Here is a 19,312-nt window from a genome sequence, read left to right as displayed (position 1 = left end):
TAGGGGAGACAATCCGATGAACATTGGCGAAGCTGCAAGCGCTTCGGGCGTGTCGGCCAAGATGATCCGCTATTATGAGAAGGTAGGCCTGGTAGAGGCGCCGGCCCGCACCGATGCCGGTTATCGATCCTATGGATCCCGCGACGTCCACAACCTGCGATTTGTCCGACGCGCGCGTGATTTGGGCTTTACGGTCGATGAGATCAGGGATTTGCTTGGTCTTTGGCGCGACCAGGGCCGTCGCAGCGCCGATGTAAAGCGGATGGCGCTCGATCAAATCAGGCTACTCGAGCAAAAGGCGCGACATCTCCAGGAAATGGCCGATACACTTAAATCCTTGGCAGATTGTTGCACGGGTGATGCGAGGCCCGACTGTCCCATAATTGCGGGGCTGGAGGCGGGGCAGCCGCTTACTTCTCGGCGTCCAAACCGGCGCTTCGGAGTAACAAATGAGCGTGCCGTACCCCCGCGACGCTGAATTCAGGCGCCATCTTGCCAGAGTCTATGTCTGATTCTCCGCTTTAATCGAGGCTGCACGGAAACTGCCTGCTTGTTATCCGGGTAACGGGACAAACGGGATTCGACGCTCTGGATTATAGTCGGTCGTACCCTCAAACGAATCACCGCATCTGTTGCACAAACTGTCGAAATTCGGCATCGAACCCCCGAAAATCGCACAGAATGGCGGTAACAAAAAAATTGCAAGTAAAAAGAATATCGGTTTTTCAGAACGTTACTTCTCAATTGGATCGCGTCCCCGGCACCACAATCACTTCCTTCATTGTGACGCGCCCGTGACGGAATGGCGACGGCTTCCGTAGCGTAAACTGTTGCTTTTTAGCCACAAATTTTTGCAAAATCCAAATCTCGACTGCGCTGTTGTTGACCTCGGCGGCCGCCGGATTAGGTCGGAAGGTTCCTGCCGGAGCATCCCCTCCAGAGGCCCGATGGGTCAGGTTTCGGCGGGTTGGAGAGAGAGACCATCATGACTTTGCGCAACATCTTGTTGGGCGCCACCATGCTGTGCGCCGCAAATCTTCCTGTCCTTGCCCACGCGCAGGACGCCGCGGCGTCCACCGACAGCAGCGGCGGTGTCGATGCATTCGATTACGGCAACGAAATCATCGTGACGGCCTCGAAGCGTTCGCAGACCCTGCAGGATACGCCGATCGCGGTTTCGGTTGCTTCGGCGGCCGAAATCGAAAATGCCCAGATCCGCGACCTGATCGACCTCCAGTCGGCGGTCCCCAGCCTGCGCGTGTCGCAGCTCCAGTCGAGCGCGAACACCAATTTCATCATCCGCGGTTTCGGTAATGGCGCAAACAACGCGGGTATCGAACCCTCGGTCGGCGTGTTCATCGACGGCGTCTATCGCTCGCGCTCGGCGGCGCAGATCGGCGATCTTCCGAACCTCGAGCGCGTCGAAGTGCTGCGCGGCCCCCAGTCGACCCTGTTCGGCAAGAATGCGTCGGCGGGCGTCATCAGCATCGTCACGCAAAAGCCGCAATATGACTTCGGCGGTTCGGTCGAAGCGACCTATGGCAATTTTGATGCGATCACGGTGAAGGGCAATGTTACCGGGCCGATCAGCGACACCGCCGCTTTCTCGATCGGCGGCAATTACAACCGTCGCGACGGCTATGCCTATGATGTCAACCTCGGCACCGACGTCAACGACCGCAACCGCTGGGGTCTTCGCGGCCAGCTGTTGTTCGAGCCGACCGACGCGCTGTCGATCCGCCTGATCGCCGATTACGACAAGATCGACGAAAATTGCTGTATCGCGGGCAATGTCATCGCGGGACCGACGGTTGCGATCACCAACGCGCTTGCGGGCGGCCCCAGCGTCGACGCGAACAACCCCTTTTCGTACCGTGTCTATAATAATTTCCTGTCGACCAACGAGATCGAGAATTACGGCGGTTCGGCGCAGATCGACTATGACCTCGGCAACCTCGCGCTGACGTCGATCACGGCCTATCGCGAAGTGCGCGCCGACACGAACCAGGATTCGGACTTCACGAGCGCCGACCTGATCGGCCAGAACAGCCAGCAGCTTGGCATCGACACCTGGACGCAGGAAGTGCGGCTGACCTCGGACTTCGATGGTCCGGTCAACTTCCTGGTCGGCGGATATTATTTCAACGAAAAGATCGACCAGAAGAACGACATTCGCTTCGGGACGCACTTCCGCCCCTATGGCGACCAGCTGATCCGCGCGGCGTCGGACAATGCGCTCAACGTCGCCATGCTCGAAGGCACGCTGGGCGCGCTCGAAGGCGCTCCGACGAAATATGTCGGCAGCTTTTTCCGCGCAGGCGACGGGCTCGACGAGGCGTATCGCATGTCGAACACCGCCTGGTCGATTTTCGGCACGCTCGATTTCGAGTTTACCGACCGTCTGATGCTTACCGTCGGCGCCAACTATACGAAGGACCGCAAGCGCTTTGCGACCGACGTCATCAGCAACGACGTCTTTTCGGGCGTGAACCTCGACGCGGCTGCCTATACGCCCTTCCGTCAGGCACTGTTGATCGGCGCCGGCGTCGATCCCGCGACTGCGGCCTTCCTTGCCGCCAACCCGACGATGACCTTGCCCGACGGCAGCAGCGCGAACCCGCTTGCAGGACTGAAAGCCTTTCAGTTCCTGCCACCGTTCCTGAACCTGCCGAACGCGGTGGAGGATGGGCGGACGAACGACAGCGACCTCGCCTATAGCGCGCGCCTGTCGTACGAGCTGACCGACACGGTCAACGTCTATGCGACCTATGCGACGGGCTTCAAGGCGAGCTCGGTCAATTTGTCGCGCGACAGCCGTCCGCTCGCCGCCGACCTGCCCGCAATCACCTCGGGCGGGCTTCGCACACCGAATCTGGTTGCGGGTTCGCGCTTTGCCGATCCCGAGGAATCGGAAGTCTATGAGGCGGGGCTGAAGGCACAATGGTCGGTCGCCGCACTGAACCTTGCGGTGTTCAAACAGTCGATCAAGGGGTTCCAGTCGAACATCTTCACCGGCACCGGCTTCGCACTCGCCAATGCGGGCAAGCAGTCGACCTTCGGCATCGAGTTCGACGGATCGGTGCGCCCGGTCCGCGGGCTCAACCTGACGCTGGCGATGACCTATCTCGACCCCAAATATGACAGCTTCGTCAATTCGGCGTTCGGGGACATTTCGGGCACCAAGCCCGCCGGCATTGCGGACCTGTCGATGTCGCTCGGCGGCACCTATACGCACGAGTTCGCGGGCGGCACGCGCGCGATCTTCCACGCCGATTATCTGTACGAAAGCCCGGTGCGGATCGTCGAGGGGTTGCAGGGGATTCCGCAGGCTGTCGCCGACTCGCTGAAGCGCGAGGTGAACCAGTTGAACGCTTCGTTCACGATCGCGCTGACCAACGGCCTCGAAGTCGGTGTGTGGGGCCGCAACCTCACCAATGCGCAATATCTGACGACGGTCTTCCCGGCTGTTGCGCAGTCGGGCAGCGTGTCGGGTTATCCCAGCCAGCCGCGCACCTATGGCGGCACGGTGCGTTTCAAATTCTGACGCGTGCCGCGTGCGGGGGCGTTGCCTCGCCCCCGCCTGCACATCGCGCCCAAACAAAAACCCCGCCCTCTCGCGTGAGAGGGCGGGGCTTTTCTTGGGTGCCGGGTGGCGTCAGAATCTGAAGCCGGCCGCGATGCCGTAGCGCCGCGGATCGAGCGTGAACACGTTGGTGAACAGGCCCGACGACTGGTCGGTGACATAAAGGCCGGTGACCGGCTGGCTGTCGAAGATGTTCGAAACGAACGCCTTCACATACCATTTCTTGTCGACACCATTGAGCTGGATCTGGGCGTTCGCCTGGGCATAGCCGTTGATCTTGTTGATCCGCCCGTTGAAGATATTGCCATAGCTGTCGCCGGTGTAGGTGATGTCGAGACGCGGGGTCAGCGACATGTCGTTGGCGAAATGATGCGTATATTGCACGCCGGCGTTGAACTTGACGTTCGGCGCCTGCGGCAGCTTGTTGCCCCGGATGTTGACCGGCACACCTGCGTTTTCGACAATGAAGGGCAGCGGCCCCGTCGGCACCCCGAACAGCGCGCGGAGCGGCGCCGGCGGGTTGGCGGCCGTCGCTGCGAGCACCGAGCAGATGCCGAAGGCGCCCGGCGAGTTGATGCCGCTGTTCGGACCGAAGCTCGTCGGCGGCTGTAGTTGTAACGCGGGGTCAGAATTGACAGCGGCGACATAGGTTTGGACGCCCACGGCATTGCCTGCGGTCGTCGGGACCACGGCGCAGTTCGAACCGTTGGTGATGTCTTTGATGATCACCGTGTCCGAACGCCCGCCCGACGGATCGCGCGGATTACCGAGGAACTTGTCGCTCGATACCTTGGTATTGAGATAGCTCGCGCCGAGGTTGACGACGAAATCGGGCGTCGGCGTGATCACCGCTTCGGCTTCGAGGCCCCAGATGTCGGCGTCGACATTGTCGTTCACCGAGGTACGCGCGACGATGCGGCTGAGCTGGAGATCCTTATATTTGTAATAGAAGCCCGTGACGTTGATTTGCAGGGCTCCGAAACGGTTCTTCGACCCGATTTCGAACGCGTTGACGATTTCGGGCACGAAGGATTCGTCGACCTCAAATACCGGTTGCAGCGGCGGGTTGATGCCGCCCGATTTATACCCGCGCGAATAGCTCGCATAGAGCAGATTGTCGGGAGTAATTTTCCAGTCAAGGACCGCGCGGCCGGTCACCTCGTCGAAGCCGACGCGGCGTTCCTGGAACAACTGGTTGCCCGCAGTTCCAGGGTCGGCGTCGAAAGTGCCGACGAACGGCGAATCGAATGCGCTGCCTGTCTGGCCGAACGGCGTGAGGAAATTCGCAAGCGTCGAACGTGCCCGAACCGCCTTGCGATCGTTGGTGTAGCGAAGGCCGGCGGTCAGCTTGAGCGTATCGTTGAACTCGAAATAGCCTTCGCCGAACAGCCCGTATGAACGGACGCGCAGATCGTCGGTGTTGTTGCGGAAAAAGGGTGTGGCGAGGAAGGACGGCGCCAGCGGGCCACCCGCGGCCGGCGGGTTGCCGAGCGCCGTAAATGTGCCGAGGATGCCGGTCAGATAGTCGATGCCGAACGAGTTCACATAATAGCTGTTCTCGGTCAGGTGCGACTTGCCATAGATGCCGCCGACGAGGAAGTTGAACGGGCCGTCGAGGTCGGAGCTGATAATGAGCTCGCCCGACCAGCTGCTGCTGTCCTGGTTCGACCGGTCGAAATCCTGCGGCGTCGCGGTACAGGTCGAAAAGCCGCCATAGGAACCGAGCCCCGTTTCCTCGGCGAGCGAGGTGCAGAGCGGGCCGTTGGGACCGCCGGGGATCAGCGCCGCCGCGATCGGAGCGAAATAAGCGGCCGGGAGCCCCGGGATGCCGCCTGCTGCCGCTGCGGCAAGGGTATTGAGCGCCGGCGCGAAGAAGCTGCGGTCCTGGATCGACAGGTTATAGTCCTGGCTGCTGTCGACGCTGGCTTCCTGATAGACGCCCGCGAGCGAGACGTTGATCGCGCCGAAGCTGTGTTCGAGCCGCCCCTGGATCTGGAGCTCGTCCGAGAAATAGTTCGGCGTATAGTCGGTGTTGACGATGCGGGGATCGGGGTTCGACTGAAAGGTCGACAGCGCGTCGGGGCCATAGAGGCTGCCAAGGCCGAAGGCGGTCGGGATGCTGCGGATCGCCAGGAACTCGCGGCTCGTCAGCACGCCGACGAAGGTCGAGTTCGCATTGGTGACGCCGGGATCGCGGCGGTTGTTCAGACAGCCGAGCACGCCGGTGGGATCGCGCTGGCAATATTGTTTCTGGATACGAAGCCGGTTGTCCTCTTCGCGGAAATAATAACCGAGGAGGTCGAGCGTCGTGTCGGGCGTGGGCTGCCAGCGGATCGACCCGCGCACCGCGTACATGTCGCGGTCGTCGATGCGGCTGTTGTCGAACAGATTCTTCGTATAGCCGTCGCGGTTGAGATAGAAGCCCGCCACGCGCACGCCCAGCGTGTCGCCGATCGGCAGGTTGACCATCCCCTTGACCTTGATGCTGTTGTAATTGCCATATTCGAAATCACCCGCGGCCCCAAAGGCGCTGAGGTCGGGCTTGGCGGTCACGACGTTGACGACGCCCGAGGTCGCATTGCGGCCGAACAGCGTTCCCTGTGGCCCGCGCAGCACCTCGATGCGTTCGAGGTCGAAAAATTCGGTTTCGAACAGACGGGTGCCGATCAGCGGCGATTCATTCTGGTGGATCGCGGTCGCGCTGTCGCAACTGACGCCGACGCAAAGGTCGCCGATGCCGCGGATCGTGAAACTCGACGAGGTGAAATTGGTCTTGGTGAAGGTAACATTGGGCAGGGTGAGTTGCAGGTCGGACGGGTTCTCGATCTGCTGCGCCTCCAGCGATTCCGCGGAAAAGGCGCTGACGGCGATCGGCACGTCCTGAAGCCGTTCGGACTGGCGCTGTGCCGTCACGACGATTTCGCCGCCGAAGGCGTCGGTATCTCCACTCTGCGCCATTGCCGGTGTCGCCACCGCCATCGCCAGGATCGAGCTTCCGATCAATGCGTTGAACTTCATCAATGTCCTCCCTTTTCCGATCCCGCGGGTGCGGGTCGCCCAAATCAGATTTGTGACTAAGGGAAGGAGTGTGACCTGCATGGCAGGGAGCACCGGGCCAGGTCGGCCAGATGTATGTCGTTTTCCCACCTGCCAGCTGCGCTGGTCATCGTCCTCTCCCACCGGTGTCGGGGAAAACACCGGCCTCTCCGGATTACGGTCCGCTTGGGCGGACTCTGTAATGGGTTAAAACTGCGCCCAGTTGACGCGAGCGTCAAGCCACTTGTTCGGCGGCATCGGCGCCAGATTTTCTTGTGAGTCCAACCGCGTGAAAAGCGCGGTTTCCGCAACGTCAACCCGATGGCGGAGGATAAAAACTTGGTGTCGCGGGCTTGCTTCTTCGCGCATTCGTCCCGAAATGTGCGGCATCAAAGCAACAGTGAAAGCGGGGCAATGACGGGATCGAGTGGAACTCCAGGCGACGGCGATTTGGTCGACGACCGCTATGATCGCGACGGCAAGCTGGTGGTGCCCGACCATGTCGCGGACGCCGTTCGCACGCTGATCGAGTGGGCCGGCGACGATCCTGCGCGCGAAGGGTTGCGCGACACGCCAAAGCGCGTCGCGCGCGCGTGGAAGGAATATTGTTCGGGCTATGCCGACGATCCGTCGGTTCATCTGTCGCGGACGTTCGAGGAGGTCGGCGGCTATGACGAGATCGTGCTGCTACGCGATATTCCGTTCCAGTCGCATTGCGAACATCATATGGCGCCGATCACCGGCAAGGCGTCGATCGCCTATTTGCCGCGCGACCGCGTTGTCGGAATTTCCAAACTCGCGCGCGTCCTCAACGGCTATGCGCGGCGGCTGCAGGTGCAGGAGAGGCTGACCGCCGAGGTCGCGCGCTGCATCTGGGACAATCTGCATCCGCACGGCGTCGCGGTGGTGATCGACGCGCAGCATGGCTGCATGACCGGCCGCGGTGTGCGGACGCCGGGTGTCGGCATGGTCACGAGCCGCCTGCTCGGCTGCTTCCTCGACGACGAGCGCAGCCGCAAGGAAGTGCTGAGCCTGATGGGATATTAGGCGACCGGTCTTCGACTTGAAATCGCAATCGCGGTTCGTCGTCACCCGGGGCTTGATCCGAGGCCAATGCCTTCAGCGCGGTCGTGGATCCCGGATCAAGTCCGGGATGACGAAGGTCTGAAATCGACCGGTTGAGGGCGTTCGATCCTCCGTGTGCCGCTGGCATGGGGAGGTGGCAGCCCGAAGGGCTGACGGAGGGGCTGATGGCGCTGGCGGCGCGGCCCCTCCACCCCTCGCTTCGCGAGCGGTCCCGCTGGCGCTGCGCGCCGTCTTCGACTCCCCCATGGCTTCGCCACAGGGAGGAACTAGCGGCAAATCCCCCCGAACCGGACTCCAAGGAAAAAGGCCCCGGAACCAGCGTTCCGAGGCCTTTTCTGTCTCGCGAGAGGAGAGAAGCTCAGGCTTCCTTGTCTTCCTCGGCGTCCGTATCGGCAGCCGTTGCTTCTTCGGCGGCGGCTTCCGACGGGGGCGTGCCCTCTTCGAACTCGTCTTCGCTGTCGGGTTCGAGTGCCGAAGCGACGGCTTCGGCCTGTTCTTCCTCGAACATCGCGGCGATGACGTCGATGCCTTCCTTCTGCATCTCGGCTTCGTCCGGCGAGCGGGCGACGTTGACGCCGACGGTCACGCTGACTTCGGGGTGCAGCTTGACCTTGACGTCGAACAGGCCGAGCGACTTGATCGGGCGTTCGAGCTCGACCATCGCCTTGGTGACGCCTTCGACGCCGTCCTCGGCCAGCGCTTCGACGATGTCACGCACCGCGACCGAGCCGTAAAGCTGGCCGGTGTTCGACGCCTGACGGATCAGGACAACCTGCTTGCCGTCGATGTCCTTGGCGCGGCCTTCGGCGTCGGTGCGACGTTCGGCGTTGTCGGATTCGATCTTGGCGCGGTTCGCCTCGAACAGCTTCTTGTTGGCTTCGTTCGCGCGCAGCGCCTTGTTGTTGGGCAGCAGATAGTTGCGGGCAAAGCCGTTCTTGACGGTGACGACGTCGCCGATACCGCCGAGTTTCTCGATACGTTCGAGCAGGATGATTTCCATGACGCTGCCCTCCTTACTTCACAATGTAGGGGAGCAGGCCGATGTGGCGCGCGCGCTTGATCGCACGGGCCAGCTCGCGCTGCTTCTTGGTGGACACCGCGGTGATCCGCGACGGGACGATCTTGCCGCGCTCCGACAGGTAACCCTGGAGCAGGCGGACGTCCTTGTAATCGATGACCGGTGCGTCCTTCGCGCTGAAGGGGCAGGTCTTGCGGCGGCGGAAAAAGGGTCGTGCCATGATGCTGTTCCTTATTCTTCGCCGGCGCGGTCACGGCCGCGGCCACCGCGGCGTTCCTGCTTGCGCATCATCGCCGACGGACCCTTTTCGAGTTCGTCAACGCGGATGGTGAGCCAGCGGATGATATCTTCGTTGATCGCGGCCTGGCGCTCGACCTCGGCGATCGCATCGCCTTCGACTTCGGCCGACAGCATCACATAATGACCCTTGCGGTTCTTTGCGATCTTGTAGGCGAGCTGCTTGAGGCCCCAGGTTTCGGTCTTGTGAACCTGGCCCTTGTGCTCGGTAATGATGTTGGTGACGGTTTCCGCCAGCGCATCGACCTGAGCCTGGCTCAAGTCCTGACGCGCGATAAAGACATGCTCGTAAAACGGCATGGTTTGCGTCCTTCGATTTGGCCGATCGCTGATTCCGCGCCAATCGCGAAACCCCTCCGGCTGTCGTCCGGCTTTGCGTATTGGTGCAAAGCAAACGGGGCGACAGGCGCAAGGCCTCGCCCCGAATGGGGGCGCCTATACAGGTTTCGGCGACGGAATCAAGCGCGCGCGAGCTTTTCGAGCAGCTCGCGTCCGAACTCGGTGAGGGTGTCGTCGCGTGCGCCGAGGATCAGGATGCGGTCGCCAGCGTGTGCCTCGGCGAGCATGGCCGCGCCGCAATCGTCGCGGCTCGCGATGTGCGCTGCATCGCCGCCGTGCGCGACTATGTCGGCGACCAGCGCTTCGCTCCCGGTACTGCGGTCGACCGTGCCGCCGAAATAGACGGGGTCGCTGACATAGAGCCTGTCGCCCGCGCGCATTCCCGCGGCAAAGCTCGACGCCAGTTCCCTGCCCATTTGGCGCAGGGGGCCATAGCCGTGTGGCTGGAAGAAGATCAGCGCGCGGCCCGGCAATTCGGCAACGGCGGCGAGGGTTGCGGCGACCTTGTCGGGGTTGTGCGCGAAGTCGTCGATGACGGTCACGCCGCCTGCCTGTCCGATGACTTCGTAGCGGCGCGCGAGCCCGGAAAAGTCGGCGAGCGCCGCGACCGATTGCGCGAGGGGGATGTTGAGCGCGCGCGCCGCGGCGATAGCGGCGAGCGCGTTCGCGGCATTGTGTCGCCCGGGCATCCGCAGGCGCACCGCGTGGCTGTCGGCGGCGAAATGGACGGTGAAGCGGCAGCCGTCGGGCAGCGCCTCGAAATCGCTGCCGCGTACCGCTGCGGCATCCGAAAAGCCGAAGCGCATGACGTTGTCGCCACGGAGCAGGGGTGCCGATTCGGGATCGTCGGCATTGACCACCGCAACGCGCGCCTTGGCAGCGAAGTCGCCGAACAATTGGTGCAGTTCATCAAGGCTCTTGTGATCGAGGCTGATGTTGGTGACCACCGCGACGTCGGGCCGATAGAACGCGATCGACCCGTCGCTTTCGTCGACCTCGCTGACATAGGTCGCCATGTCGCCGACAAGGGCACTTGCGAAGGGCGTCTCGCCGCTTGCGAAATTGCGCATATAGGCGCCGTTCATCACCGTGGGATTGCGCCCTGCCTGCGCGAGAATCCAGCCGAGCATTCCGGTGACGGTCGACTTGCCGCTCGTCCCGCCAATGCCGACGCCATGGTCCGCCGCGTTGAACAGCGCGGCGTTGAGGTCGGCGCGCGTGAGGCGCGGCAGGCCGAGGTCGCGTGCGGCGGCGATGTCGGGGACATGATCCTCGACCGCTGCCGATGCGACGAGGGTCTGTCCCGGGGCGACGCCGCTGCCGTCCTGCGCAAAGAGTTCGATGCCTCGGCTCTCGATCCAGTCGAACTTGGCTGCGCTGCGCCCCTGATCGCGGCTGCGGTCGGACCCGGCGACCGATGCACCGCGCGCCGCGACGATCAGCGCCAGGGGCAGCATTCCAGATCCGCCGACGCCGCAAAAGAAATAGGATTTGTTTTCGGACATGCCCGCGCGATATGGGCTTGGCGAAGGGTTTGCAACAAGGGCGACACTCCCTTTCCCGTTCGCATCGAGCGAAGTCGAGATGCCCATCGACTTGGCTCCGGCCTTCGGGGTGTCTCGATCCTTCGACAGGCTCAGGACAGGCTTCGCTCGGCACGAACGGAAATCGAAAGTCGATCTATGCGCATCGGAATCGTCGCCCCGTCGACACCCATATATCCCGACGATGCCGAAGCCGTGCGCGCGGTTGCCGCACTCGGCTACCCCGATGTCGAGCTCGTGTTCGACGAGCAATGTTTTACGGTCCACGGCCATTTCGCGGGCGAGGATGGACATCGCTTTGCTGCGCTGGTCGAAATGGCGAACCGGCCCGACATCGACGCGATCTGGTTCGCGCGCGGCGGATATGGCGCGGCGCGGATTGCCGAGGACGCGGTCGCGGCGATGACCGGTGCCGCGCGCGGCAAGGCTTTCCTCGGCTATTCGGACCAAGGGAATCTGCTCGCCTGCCTCTATCGCGACGGGTTCGACCATGTCGCGCACGGGCCGATGGTCGCCGACATCCGCCGCGAGGGCGGCGATGCGGCGGTGGCGCGCGCGCTCGACTGGCTGGTCGCGCGCGACCCTGCTGCATGCGAGGCGGGGCTGGAGCATGGCGCCCGCCACGCGGCGTTCAACCTGATGACGCTGTCGATGCTGCTCGGCACCCCGCTCGAGCCCGACCTTGCCGGTCATGTGCTGATCGTCGAGGAGGTCAGCGAATATCTCTACGCCTTCGACCGCGCCTTTTTCCACATGGCGACAAGCCTTGGCCCGCGCGGGCTGGCCGGGCTGCGGCTGGGGCGTGTCAGCGACATACCCGACAATGATCGCCCGTTCGGCAGCGATGCCGAGGAAATTGCGCGCTATTGGTGCGACCGCTGCAACATCCCCTGGCTGGGCCGTGCCGACATCGGCCATGACGCAGACAACAAGGTCGTGCCCTTCGGCTTGCATCGCGCGGGGTGAGCGAATAGGCGGCAGGACTCGTCGCCTCCGTGCATACGGGGGCCGCCATCGGGATATCCCGGCGGCGAAAACAAGGAACTCCAACGGTCCCCGCCTTCGCGGGGACGACGATTATGAAGGCAGGGGCATGCGCGCATTCATCTTTCCGGGACAGGGCAGTCAATCGGTCGGCATGGGCAAGGCGCTTGCCGAAGCATCGAGCGTCGCGCGCGAGGTGTTTCAGGAGGTCGACGACGCGCTCGGCCAGCATCTGTTCAAGCTGATGAGCGAGGGGCCCGAGGATCAGCTGACGCTGACCGAGAATGCCCAGCCCGCGATCATGGCGAATGCGATTGCGACCTTGCGCGTTCTCGAAAAGGAGGGCGGCGTGACGCTCGCCGCGAAGGCCGATTATGTCGCGGGGCACAGCCTTGGCGAATATAGTGCGTTGTGCGCCGCGGGCGCGTTCGATCTTGCGACGACAGCACGGCTTTTGAAGACGCGCGGGCAGGCGATGCAGGCCGCGGTGCCCGTCGGCGTCGGCGCGATGGCGGCGCTGCTCGGCGCCGACATCGACACCGCGCAAAAGCTCGCCGATACGGCGGCCGACGGCGAGGTCTGCACCGTCGCGAACGACAACGACCCGTCGCAGGTCGTGATCTCGGGCCACAAGGGCGCGGTCGAGCGCGCCGTCGCGCTGGTCAAGGATTACGGGATCAAGCGCGGCGTGTTGCTCCCCGTGTCGGCGCCCTTCCACTGCCCGCTGATGCAGCCCGCCGCCGATGCAATGGCCGAAGCGCTCGGTACGAACCCGCCCGCCGCGCCGCTCGTCCCCGTTGTCGCGAATGTGACGGCGGCCCCGGTGAGCGACGCCGCTGAAATCCGCGATCTGCTTGTTCAACAGGTCACCGGCCGCGTCCGCTGGCGCGAAAGCGTGCGCGCGATGGAGGATATCGGGGTCGGCCAGTTCGTCGAATTCGGCGGCAAGGTGCTCGGGCCGATGGTCAAACGCAGCGCGTCGGGCGAGGTCGAGGTGACGAGCCTGATCTCGATGGACGATATCGAGGCGCTCATCAAAGCGCTCTGAATTTCGCATATCAGGAGAATTTTCATGTTCGATCTTACCGGCATGACTGCCCTTGTTACCGGCGCTTCGGGCGGCATTGGCTCGGCCATCGCGCAGGCGCTGGCGGCGCAGGGGGCGCGGCTGGCGGTTTCGGGGTCCAATGCCGACAAGCTGAACGCGTTTCGCGATACGCTGGGCGGCGATCATGTCGCCCTGCCGTGTAACCTTGGCGACGCCGATGCCGTCGATGCGCTGGTCCCTTCGGCGGTCGAGGCGCTGGGCGGAAAGCTCGACATCCTCGTCAACAACGCCGGCGTCACGCGCGACAATCTGATCCTGCGGATGAAGGATGACGAATGGTCCGATGTCATCCGGATCAACCTCGAGGCCAATTTTCGCCTCGCGCGCGCCGCGGCGAAGCCGATGATGAAGGCGCGCTTCGGGCGCATCATCTCGATCACCAGCGTCGTCGGCGCGACGGGCAATCCGGGGCAGGCCAATTATGCGGCGTCGAAGGCAGGCGTCACCGGCATGGCCAAGGCGCTCGCGCAGGAGCTCGCAAGCCGCGGCGTCACCGTGAACTGCGTCGCGCCCGGCTTTATCGCGACGGCAATGACCGCCGACCTGCCCGACGCGCAGAAAGAAGCGCTCAACACGCGAATCCCCGCAGGCCGGATGGGCGAGGGGAACGACATTGCCGCGGCGGTCGTCTATCTCGCGTCGAAGGAAGCGGGCTATGTTACCGGCCAGACACTTCATGTTAATGGCGGGATGGCGATGCTGTCGTAATGCGGCTTTGGCGCCGGCCACGAAAGGAACAGCAATGATGAAGGCATTTCCGGCTGGCCTGGTGCTGATGCTGGCCGCCCTGCCGGCGGCGACCGCGGCGCAGGAGGGCGCCAAGCTCGACTGCGGCGTGGCCGGCATGGACGTCGGACAAAGGTCGCTGCTCGGGTCGGCGATGGTTGGCGAAGGCGCCGCCGACGCGCAAGAGGCGCTGATCAAGGAACTCGCCGCTATCGTCGACGGCTGCGCCGAATCGCAGGGAATAGCGGCGGATCTCAAGACCGCCTATTTCGACTACAGCATCGCGCGCGTCGCGCGCGAATGGCTGAGCAGCCGTATGGCCGAATCGAATATGTCGACGGTCGTGATCGACCGCGCGCTCGATTTCGGCCCCACGGGCGCCAATCCCGACCTGTCGCAGGAAATGAGCGAGGAGCAGATCATGAAGATCGTCCAGGCCTATATCGACAGCGGCGTCGACATCGAAAAGGTCGATCCCAAGATCTGGGAACTGGTGGGCGCCTATGCGGCGTCGACGTCCATCTATTGGAACCGGCGCAAGAATTTCCTCGATTGATCGAACGCCGGGGCGGTATCGCTCCGCCCCGGCGCGACAATCAGAAGCTGGCGCGCGCCGTCAGGCGGAAATCGCGGCCGGCGAGCGGGACATAATCCTTCGTAAAGCTCGCGTGGCGGCGCGCCTCGACGTCGAAGATATTGTTTGCGGCCAGCGTCAGCGTCAGATTCTTTGCCGCGGGCAGGGGGCGCCAGCTGATCGACGCATTCACCAGCGTGAAGCCCTTGGTCGGCGTTTCGAATTCGGCGATGCGCGTCTGGTCGTCGGTCCATTCGACCTCGACGCGTGCGTCGAGCCGTTCGCCCTGCGCCTCGATCCCGCCGAGCACGCGCAGCGGCGGAATACGCGGGACATGCTGGTTGACGCCGCCGCGGATCTTGGCGCGCGTCATGTCGGCGGTGACGTCGCCGACGATGTTGAAGCCGCCGAACTGTGCGAGCCGCGCGCTCGCTTCGGCCTCGAAACCCCACACGCGCGCATCGTTCTGGAAATATTGGAAGACAGGAAGCTCGTCCTCTTCGTCTCCGGTCGCCGCCGAATAGATGAAATCGTCGAACCAGTTGGCATAGCCGGTGAGCGCGACGTTGAACGCGTCGCTGCGATATTTGACCGAGGCTTCGACGCCCCAGCTGGCTTCGCGCCTGAGGTCGGGGTCGCCGACCTCGAACGCCTGCGTCGCGATGTGCGGGCCGTTCGAGAATAGCTCCTCGGCCGACGGCGCACGCACCGCGCGCGCGACCGATGCGCCGATCTTGGCGCCTTCGGCAATGTCATAGGTCGCGCCGAGCGCGCCCGAGAAGGCGTTGAAGCGGCGCTCGACGCCCAGGCTCGGCGCGCGGACGCTGGTGGTTTCGAAGCGCGCGGCGCCTTCAATGCCAAGCGGGCCTGCCGTCAATTCCTGCAGGGTGAAGACAGCGAACTGGTCGGTCAGGTTGCGCGGGACGAATGCCTCGGCGCCCACGGCGTCGAAATCGCGGTGCGAATATTGGACGCCGCTTGCGCCGCGCCAGCCGCCGCGATCGTTCTGGGCGAGCTCCAGGCGGCCCTCGACGCCCTGGTTGGTAAAGACGGTCCCGACCTCGTCGCCCTCGAACTCGGTGTGTTCATAGTCGGCGAAGCCGGCGCGGATGCGGAGCTTGTCGAAAAGGCCGTCGCCGAGCTCGACTTCGCCGCGCAGGTCGGCGCGCCATTGCTTGAGGCCGATCGTGACGGCCTCTTCGCCATGACCTTCCCCTTCCTCTCCTTCTTCCTCGCCCTCTTCGTGATGATGTTCGGTTCCGGGTCGGCTCGGCACGCCATATTTGCTGTCGTAATAGGAAACCGACACGCCCAACTGGCCGCCTTCGTTGATGAGCGAAAGGCCGCCCGCCGCGGTCCAGGTTTCGCTTGCCGTGTTGGCGATCTTGCCGCGAGCATTCGCCTGTTCGGTCAGTTCGGCCGCCTCTTCGGCATGGCCCTCTTCGGCTTCTTCTTCGGCAAGGTCGAGCAGTTCGCTGCGCAGCCCGGGGGCAAGAACGAAACCGCCCGAACGCAGGTTGCCGGTCTTGCGCCAGCTGCCGTCGAGATGCGCGACAATCTGCGGCGTCAGCGCGACGTCGACCGAGGCGCCGACATTGCCGTCATCGGCCGCCGTCGCAAAGCCGCCGATGGCGTCGAAGTGGACATGGTCGGCGGGAACCTTGCGCGGGATGCGGCGGTCGAACAGATTGACCGCGCCGCCGATCGCCTGGCTACCGAACAGAAGCACCGCGGGGCCGCGCAGGATTTCGACGCGTTCGACGGTCAGCGGGTCGATCGTCACCGCATGGTCGGCCGAGGTGTTCGACACGTCGATCGATCCGATACCGTCGGTGAGCACGCGCACGCGCTCGCCCGAAAAACCGCGCAGGACGGGGCGCGAGGCGCCGGGGGCGAAGCTGGTCGCCGACACGCCCGGCTGGCGCGTCAGGCTGTCGCCGATCTGTCCGCGCAGGTCGCGCGCCAGCTCGTCGCCCTCCAGCACCGACACATTGCCGAGGATGTCGAGACTGCGGACATAGGGCGCGGTCACGATAATCGGCTCGCCCGTGTGCACATCGTCGTTGCCCGTCGGCGCCCGGTCTTGTGCATAGGCGGGGGCGGCAAGGAGCAGCGCGAGCGTGACCGTTGCGGAGGGGAGCATGTGCATGGAATATTCCTGTTTCAGTTCGATTTCGCGCGTCGCAGTAATGTTATATAGTTACTATTGCAAGGCCCCGCGCGGGGATTTGCGACCGCTGGCCGAAGGAAACAGGCCGCTCGTCGATGAAGATCGGCAATCGCCCCGCGAAGCGAAGCTGTCTTGCGGGGGCGGAACGGCGAGCCTAGATCATGGGGCATGATCATAGCTGAAAACAGCCTCGACCTGATCGGCAATACACCGCTCGTATTGCTGAAGGGGCCGAGCGAAGACACGGGCTGCGAAATCTGGGGCAAATGCGAATATGCCAACCCCGGCGGCTCGGTAAAGGACCGCGCGGCGCTCTATATCGTCCGCGACGCAGAGGCGAACGGACTGCTGCGTCCGGGCGGCACCATCGTCGAGGGCACGGCCGGCAACACCGGAATCGGGCTCGCGCTCGTCGGCAATGCGCTGGGGTACAAGACGATTATCGTCATGCCCGACAATCAGAGCGCCGAAAAAATGGCGACGATCCGCGCGCTCGGCGCCGAACTCGTGCTCGTCCCACCCGCACCTTTTGCCAATCCCGGGCATTTCGTCCACACCTCGCGCCGCATCGCCGAGGAAACCGAAAATGCCGTCTGGGCGAACCAGTTCGACAATATCGCCAACCGCAAGGCGCATGTCTGCGGCACTGCCGAGGAAATCTGGGAACAGATGGATGGCCGCGTCGACGGTTTCACCTGCGCGGCAGGGACCGGCGGCACCATCGCGGGCACCGGCTTGGGTTTGAAGGCGAAAGATGCCGACGTCGTCGTCGCGCTCACCGATCCGCACGGCGCCGGGCTCTATAATTATTACCAGTGCGGCGAGTTGAAGCCCGAAGGGTCGAGCGTTGCCGAAGGCATCGGCCAGAACCGCATCACCGCCAACCTCGACGGTGCGCCGATCGATACGCAGTTCCGCATTTCGGATGCCGAAGGGCTGGCGATCGTTCGCCGCCTGCTCGACGAAGAGGGGCTGTGCCTCGGCCTGTCGTCGGGAATCAATGTTGCGGGCGCAATGGCGCTTGCGCGCAAGCTCGGTCCCGGAAAACGCATCGCAACCATCCTGTGCGACAGCGGGTTCCGCTATCTGTCGACGCTCTACAACCCCGAGTGGCTGGCGAGCAAAGGATTGGCGGAGGCCGCGGCATGAACGGCAATCAATATGAAGCCCCGATTCCGGCGGTCGCGCCGCCGCAGCCCGAGCCGACGAACGATTCGATGCGGCGGCTTCAGATCGGCGTCGCCGGGGTGCTGACCGTGCTGCTGCTCGTCGGTATGGCGGGATTGATCGGCGACCGCGCCCGCGAGAAAGTTGCAGAAGACGCCGCCGCAACCGAAACAGTCAAGATGCCGGGCGACGAGAAGGCGGGCGCTGCGCCGCTCGAAGAGTTGGGCGTCCAGCCGGTGTCCAAGGAGTCGAAGGACGTGAACGCCCAACCGGGGGCCAAGGTGCCGCAGGCGGCGTCTTCGGCAACGGTTCCCGACCTCGAACCCGACCCCGCCCTCGAACGCGCGCGCCAGTCGGCCAAGTGAGCGCCGCGCGCGTGGCCGGGGCGCGCATTTTATCGGCTGGCGTGGCCTATGCCGCTCCCGCGTTGCTGCTCGGCTGGTATCTTGGCGGCCAGGCGCTGACCGGCCGGGTCGATGCATGGCTGGCCGTTCCCCTGTTGATGCCGGGTGCGCTCCTCCATGCGCGGCTGATGCGTGACACCGATCGGGCAGGCCGCGCGTGGGCAGCCGTTGCCGCGCTGGCATTGCTGATTGCGTTGCAGGGCGCGCTGCACCTCATTTTGGCAGCGCGGCCAGGTGTTCCGGCCTTGCTGGTCACGGCCCTTGCCGGCGCAGTTTGCCTGACGGCGGCGCAGGCACTCGATAAGGTCGCCGTGCGCTGGCCGCGGGCGGTACGCTGGCCGGCTTCGCTGCTCGCCGTGCTCTTGTGGTTCGCCGGGTCGCACGGCACGATCGCGTTGCTGCACCGCGGCGGCGGCGAGCCGGCCGTGCGGCCGGTCGCGGTCATGCTTTCCGGATTGCCGCTGCGCTGGGGCGGCGCTGCGGATCTCGCGTCGATGCTCGACCGCGGGCCTGCCGATCATCCCGTTCTCGTCCAACTCGACCGCGCGGTCGACCTGCGCCTCGTCGATAGCCTTGAGGCGCTGCCGCCCGACGCGCGATTGCTTCTGGCGCATCCACGCGCGCTGGCGCCTGCCGATCTGGTTCGCATCGATGACCATGTCCGCAAGGGCGGGGAAGCGATCCTCTTTGCCGACGCATTGTCGAGCTGGCCGCCGCCGTATCCGCTGGGCGATCCGCGCAACCCGCCGATTACCAGCCTGCTGACCCCGCTGCTCGACCATTGGGGTGTCGAGCTTGCCGCGCCCGCGCCGGCCGATCAGGTCGATGTGCCGATCCAGCTTTCCCGCGAGGGGCCATTGCTGCGCCTCCATTCTGCGGGCCGCTTTGTTCGCCTCCCGTCGACCTGCCGCGCCCTCGGCGGCGGTGCAGTGGCGGAATGCCGCATCGGCGCGGGGCGCGCCCTGATCGTCGGCGATGCCGACCTGCTGCACGAAAGTCAGTGGCGGTCGCCGCTGGCGTGGGCGCCCTGGTTGCGGCGCGCCGACACGATGGCGTGGCTTCCGGCCCGGTTGCGCGGTGATGCCTGGGATAGCCGGATCGCGCCGCTGTGGATTCGTCCGCGCGGCGACTGACGCCATCCCCCTCTAATTTCTGACATTTTGGCGTTTGGGAGCGGGCCTTCGTTCGTCTGCGTCCCCGACCTGTCGACCATTCGCCCCGATTTTACCGCCAAATGGGCATGATTTCCCTATTCCACCCTAAATTTCCCCTTTTC

At 64.2% G+C, this 19,312-nt stretch carries 16 protein-coding genes; 10 read left to right on the top strand and 6 right to left on the bottom strand.

Annotated elements, in window-relative coordinates; translation table 11 throughout:
- Positions 1-16 precede the first annotated feature (16 nt).
- Together cueR and JI743_RS04690 are read left to right on the top strand one after the other, a co-directional pair.
- On the top strand, positions 17-478 hold the full coding sequence (cueR, locus tag JI743_RS04695; RefSeq protein ID WP_201926403.1) for a Cu(I)-responsive transcriptional regulator: 462 nt from the start codon (positions 17-19) through the stop codon (positions 476-478).
- Positions 479-985: 507 nt separating this feature from the next.
- Positions 986-3,544, top strand: a complete 2,559-nt coding sequence (locus tag JI743_RS04690; protein WP_236659685.1) for a TonB-dependent receptor — start codon at positions 986-988, stop codon at positions 3,542-3,544.
- Positions 3,545-3,655: 111 nt separating this feature from the next.
- Here the strand turns inward: JI743_RS04690 and JI743_RS04685 are convergent, their stop codons facing one another.
- On the bottom strand, positions 3,656-6,601 hold the full coding sequence (locus JI743_RS04685) for a TonB-dependent receptor (RefSeq protein WP_201926401.1): 2,946 nt from the start codon (positions 6,599-6,601) through the stop codon (positions 3,656-3,658).
- Positions 6,602-7,033: 432 nt separating this feature from the next.
- Here JI743_RS04685 and folE point away from each other — a divergent pair, with 432 nt between their 5' ends.
- On the top strand, positions 7,034-7,666 hold the full coding sequence (gene folE, locus JI743_RS04680; protein WP_201926399.1) for a GTP cyclohydrolase I FolE: 633 nt from the start codon (positions 7,034-7,036) through the stop codon (positions 7,664-7,666).
- A 397-nt stretch (positions 7,667-8,063) separates the two neighbouring features.
- Here folE and rplI read toward each other — a convergent pair whose 3' ends face one another.
- The 4 genes from rplI to JI743_RS04660 form a co-directional block, all read right to left on the bottom strand.
- On the bottom strand, positions 8,064-8,705 hold the full coding sequence (gene rplI / locus JI743_RS04675) for a 50S ribosomal protein L9 (protein WP_201926397.1): 642 nt from the start codon (positions 8,703-8,705) through the stop codon (positions 8,064-8,066).
- Positions 8,706-8,718: 13 nt separating this feature from the next.
- A complete protein-coding gene (rpsR, locus tag JI743_RS04670; RefSeq protein ID WP_089217216.1) occupies positions 8,719-8,943 on the bottom strand; it encodes a 30S ribosomal protein S18 in 225 nt (74 codons plus the stop codon).
- Positions 8,944-8,954: 11 nt separating this feature from the next.
- A complete protein-coding gene (rpsF, locus tag JI743_RS04665; RefSeq protein ID WP_201926395.1) occupies positions 8,955-9,320 on the bottom strand; it encodes a 30S ribosomal protein S6 in 366 nt (121 codons plus the stop codon).
- A gap of 158 nt (positions 9,321-9,478) precedes the next feature.
- Positions 9,479-10,864, bottom strand: coding sequence for a Mur ligase family protein (locus JI743_RS04660; RefSeq protein ID WP_201926393.1), 1,386 nt, complete (start codon positions 10,862-10,864; stop codon positions 9,479-9,481).
- A gap of 177 nt (positions 10,865-11,041) precedes the next feature.
- Between JI743_RS04660 and JI743_RS04655 the strand changes: the two genes are divergently transcribed.
- The 4 genes from JI743_RS04655 (at position 11,042) to JI743_RS04640 (ending at position 14,277) form a co-directional block, all read left to right on the top strand.
- Positions 11,042-11,869 carry an LD-carboxypeptidase gene (locus JI743_RS04655; RefSeq protein ID WP_201926391.1) on the top strand — a complete coding sequence of 276 codons (828 nt, stop codon included), beginning with the start codon at positions 11,042-11,044 and terminating at the stop codon, positions 11,867-11,869.
- Positions 11,870-11,996: 127 nt separating this feature from the next.
- Positions 11,997-12,935, top strand: coding sequence for an ACP S-malonyltransferase (gene fabD / locus JI743_RS04650; RefSeq protein ID WP_201926389.1), 939 nt, complete (start codon positions 11,997-11,999; stop codon positions 12,933-12,935).
- A gap of 24 nt (positions 12,936-12,959) precedes the next feature.
- Complete coding sequence (gene fabG, locus JI743_RS04645) at positions 12,960-13,703, top strand: 3-oxoacyl-[acyl-carrier-protein] reductase (RefSeq protein ID WP_201926387.1); 744 nt, start codon at positions 12,960-12,962, stop codon at positions 13,701-13,703.
- A gap of 34 nt (positions 13,704-13,737) precedes the next feature.
- Positions 13,738-14,277, top strand: a complete 540-nt coding sequence (locus JI743_RS04640; protein WP_201926385.1) for a hypothetical protein — start codon at positions 13,738-13,740, stop codon at positions 14,275-14,277.
- A 40-nt stretch (positions 14,278-14,317) separates the two neighbouring features.
- On the opposite strand, the gene JI743_RS04635 is transcribed toward JI743_RS04640, so the two are convergent.
- A complete protein-coding gene (locus tag JI743_RS04635; protein ID WP_201926383.1) occupies positions 14,318-16,444 on the bottom strand; it encodes a TonB-dependent receptor in 2,127 nt (708 codons plus the stop codon).
- A 189-nt stretch (positions 16,445-16,633) separates the two neighbouring features.
- Here JI743_RS04635 and JI743_RS04630 point away from each other — a divergent pair, with 189 nt between their 5' ends.
- The 3 genes from JI743_RS04630 to JI743_RS04620 are packed head-to-tail and all read left to right on the top strand — an operon-like array spanning position 16,634 to position 19,169.
- Entirely contained in the window at positions 16,634-17,614 is a 981-nt protein-coding gene (locus JI743_RS04630; RefSeq protein WP_201926381.1) for a cysteine synthase A, read from the top strand.
- A complete protein-coding gene (locus JI743_RS04625; protein ID WP_201926379.1) occupies positions 17,611-17,997 on the top strand; it encodes a hypothetical protein in 387 nt (128 codons plus the stop codon). Before JI743_RS04630 ends, JI743_RS04625 begins: the two co-directional genes overlap by 4 nt.
- A gap of 41 nt (positions 17,998-18,038) precedes the next feature.
- The gene (locus JI743_RS04620) at positions 18,039-19,169 is read left to right on the top strand and encodes a Gldg family protein (RefSeq protein WP_227339854.1); all 1,131 of its coding nucleotides are present in this window, start codon (positions 18,039-18,041) and stop codon (positions 19,167-19,169) included.
- The last annotated feature ends 143 nt before the right edge of the window (positions 19,170-19,312 follow it).

The organism is Sphingopyxis jiangsuensis, from assembly GCF_016734905.1.
In the GTDB taxonomy this organism is placed as follows: Bacteria; Pseudomonadota; Alphaproteobacteria; order Sphingomonadales; family Sphingomonadaceae; genus Sphingopyxis; species Sphingopyxis jiangsuensis.
Note: the sequence above shows the minus strand (reverse complement) of the source record. Positions and strands in the feature narration are given on the sequence as shown.

What these genes read in the sequence shown, in the direction of transcription:
- cueR (WP_201926403.1), top strand. Translation starts at nt 17, where the DNA reads ATGAACATTGGCGAAGCTGCAAGCGCTTCGGGCGTGTCGGCCAAGATG.
- JI743_RS04690 (WP_236659685.1), top strand. Translation starts at nt 986, where the DNA reads ATGACTTTGCGCAACATCTTGTTGGGCGCCACCATGCTGTGCGCCGCA.
- JI743_RS04685 (WP_201926401.1), bottom strand. Translation starts at nt 6,601, where the DNA reads ATGAAGTTCAACGCATTGATCGGAAGCTCGATCCTGGCGATGGCGGTG.
- folE (WP_201926399.1), top strand. Translation starts at nt 7,034, where the DNA reads ATGACGGGATCGAGTGGAACTCCAGGCGACGGCGATTTGGTCGACGAC.
- rplI (WP_201926397.1), bottom strand. Translation starts at nt 8,705, where the DNA reads ATGGAAATCATCCTGCTCGAACGTATCGAGAAACTCGGCGGTATCGGC.
- rpsR (WP_089217216.1), bottom strand. Translation starts at nt 8,943, where the DNA reads ATGGCACGACCCTTTTTCCGCCGCCGCAAGACCTGCCCCTTCAGCGCG.
- rpsF (WP_201926395.1), bottom strand. Translation starts at nt 9,320, where the DNA reads ATGCCGTTTTACGAGCATGTCTTTATCGCGCGTCAGGACTTGAGCCAG.
- JI743_RS04660 (WP_201926393.1), bottom strand. Translation starts at nt 10,864, where the DNA reads ATGTCCGAAAACAAATCCTATTTCTTTTGCGGCGTCGGCGGATCTGGA.
- JI743_RS04655 (WP_201926391.1), top strand. Translation starts at nt 11,042, where the DNA reads ATGCGCATCGGAATCGTCGCCCCGTCGACACCCATATATCCCGACGAT.
- fabD (WP_201926389.1), top strand. Translation starts at nt 11,997, where the DNA reads ATGCGCGCATTCATCTTTCCGGGACAGGGCAGTCAATCGGTCGGCATG.
- fabG (WP_201926387.1), top strand. Translation starts at nt 12,960, where the DNA reads ATGTTCGATCTTACCGGCATGACTGCCCTTGTTACCGGCGCTTCGGGC.
- JI743_RS04640 (WP_201926385.1), top strand. Translation starts at nt 13,738, where the DNA reads ATGATGAAGGCATTTCCGGCTGGCCTGGTGCTGATGCTGGCCGCCCTG.
- JI743_RS04635 (WP_201926383.1), bottom strand. Translation starts at nt 16,444, where the DNA reads ATGCACATGCTCCCCTCCGCAACGGTCACGCTCGCGCTGCTCCTTGCC.
- JI743_RS04630 (WP_201926381.1), top strand. Translation starts at nt 16,634, where the DNA reads ATGATCATAGCTGAAAACAGCCTCGACCTGATCGGCAATACACCGCTC.
- JI743_RS04625 (WP_201926379.1), top strand. Translation starts at nt 17,611, where the DNA reads ATGAACGGCAATCAATATGAAGCCCCGATTCCGGCGGTCGCGCCGCCG.